Annotated in this window: 2 protein-coding genes and 1 pseudogene; all 3 read right to left on the bottom strand. The window is 38.2% G+C overall.

All coding sequences use genetic code 11. The features are described from left to right. Positions 1–218 precede the first annotated feature (218 nt). Positions 219–302, bottom strand: a pseudogene (locus ACEW8O_RS10120) (hypothetical protein); the annotation flags it as partial. A 150-nt stretch (positions 303–452) separates the two neighbouring features. Then, on the bottom strand, positions 453–665 hold the full coding sequence (locus ACEW8O_RS10115) for a type II toxin-antitoxin system HicB family antitoxin (protein WP_373494511.1): 213 nt from the start codon (positions 663–665) through the stop codon (positions 453–455). A gap of 103 nt (positions 666–768) precedes the next feature. Then, positions 769–2238 (bottom strand): deoxyribodipyrimidine photo-lyase/cryptochrome family protein, encoded by a 1470-nt coding sequence (locus ACEW8O_RS10110; protein ID WP_373494510.1) that lies wholly within the window; start codon positions 2236–2238, stop codon positions 769–771. Positions 2239–2334 lie beyond the last annotated feature (96 nt).

Below are 2334 nucleotides of genomic sequence, written 5' to 3'. Positions count from 1 at the left end.
CACTCAAATAAGTGAAAAAAAACGAGCCGGAAAAGCCTGATTCAAAAAAAATCAGCCGCTTTTTCGGCTTTTTTCCTCATCCGCCTGCGGATTTAAGGTGGTTATATAATTCAGTTTTTCTTAGACCACTTAAAATCGCTTTTTATCCCCACCCAATTTCCCTATTTTTTTTAAAATAAAATCCTTCAATATCACCAACCTTTACCAGACCATGTCAATCAAATATCATTTTTTGAAAGTCCTGCTTGCTTCAAGATTGTAAGTAAAGTTCCGGTTTTCAGGTCTTTGGTATGAAAGGGTACTAATGTTCGTCTTCCATCAGGATGCTTAAAAAGATAATGGCTTCCTTTACTTCGCTGAAAAATAGGGATTCCAGAACTTTGATTAATTCTTTTGGAGTTAGACTTTTCATAGTGAAAAAATTCTAAAACTGTTTTATTTGATCGAAATCATCATGATACCACTAGTGATAGTTCCAGGCTATTTATATCATTTGGGATTTCTTCACCACTTGCCTCCAAATCTTCAACATATAAGGATATCGCTTCAGTAGCCATTTCTTTGGCATCTTCTATAGTCCCACCCCATGTGACACAGCCTGGAAGGGAAGGTACTACAACTGTAAAACCACCCTCAGTTTCAGGGGTAAGTATTATTCTAAACATTCTTTTCATTTGTAAAGCGATTAATAAATCATTGTCAACAAGATAAAGACAATTTTTGATTCTGACAATTCAGTATTTAATTAAACCTTATCAAACCCACCCCCTAAGGCCATCTATCTGGCACAGTATGCTTATTCAAAATCCTTTCTGCTTCTTCTTTCACTGCTACCATTTTTTGGGCTTTCCAGATGTGGTCTCTTGCGAATTTTCCTGAGGCTTCCAAGTCCACTATGGGATAAGGATAATCCTTTCCCAAATGAAATCCATAAAGCGCTGGTTCGATCCCTGTGATTTTCCATGGTTCGTGCATGATATGAACTGGTAAGTCAGCAAGCTCGGGAACCCACTTTTTGATAAAAACCCCATCCGGATCATGATCAGTGGATTGCTTGAGGGGATTATAAATCCTGACTGTATTGATACCTGTCACCCCTGCCTGCATCTGCAATTGCGGGTAATGGATTCCAGGTTCAAAATCCAGAAACATCCTTGCCAAATGATTTGCTCCTTCCCTCCAATCCTGAAAAAGGTGGTGTGTCAAAAAGGATACGACCATTGCCCTCATCCTGAAATTGAGATAACCTGTTTCTTTAAGACATCGCATACAGGCATCCACGAGCGGAATTCCTGTTTTCCCTGCTTCCCATGCCTTGATTTTATTCTCATCTTTAGGCTTTATGAATTCTTCAAATCCCCGATTGACATGTTCATACTCCATTCTGCATTCCATTTCAAATTTTTGGATAAAAGGGCAATGCCATCTTAGTCTGGATTGGAAATTTGTCAGATTCTTGGTTTGAAACTTCTCCTTCTTTTTCTTCTCAGCAGCTTGATAAATCTGACGGATAGACAAGTTGCCCCACGCAAGATAAGGAGATAACCTACTGCAGCCTTTTCGACTCAATTCAGGTTTTGAAATGTGTCTGATATAATTTTTAACCCTTTCCTCAAAAAATGTATGGAAGTATTTCATTGCAGTAACCTCTCCCCCTTTTTGCATATTGGGATGAGGGGATTTCCATGCTTCAGGAATGTTTGTGGATTCCAGACTTTCTATGAACTGATTGGATAAGGTATAAAAAAAACCTTTGAATAAATCAGGATTTTCCTGTGGCAAAGACATCATGCTGTACCAATCTTTTGACCAGTTATTTCTATCGCTCCTGCCCCGCTTCACTCCTTGTTGAGCATATTCTTTCCACAGGATATTTTCCTTTTTGAAAAACACCGCAGCTCTTTTATCCCTGTCATAAGTAATCTTGATACCTGTCTCTTGGTGGGAATACAGGGTTTGAATTTTATAAATTCTGGATAATTCCTGAAATAACATCAGCGGATTCATATAAAAAATATGGATTTTGGTATCATGGTTTTTGAGTTGGGAATTCAGATCCACCAAGCTTTGCCAAACAAACCTCCAGTGGCGAATGTCGGATTTTGGACTAGCTATCAGTTCAGGTTCAAAACAATATACCAAAATAATAGGTAGCCCATTTTCAATAGCCGCCTTTAATGGGGCATGGTCCCACAATCTCAGATCCCTTTTAAACCAAACAATATTGACTTTCTCCATTCTGATCAAAACAAAGGATCGGATCTAAAGTTTTTAGATCATGAAGAAAACAACAGACTTTAAAGCTGAGGAAATAAATAGAATCATAGAAATGGC

The organism is Aquiflexum sp. (assembly GCF_041749095.1).
Lineage (GTDB): Bacteria > Bacteroidota > Bacteroidia > Cytophagales > Cyclobacteriaceae > Aquiflexum.
This window is presented reverse-complemented; position numbering and strand designations above follow the sequence as displayed.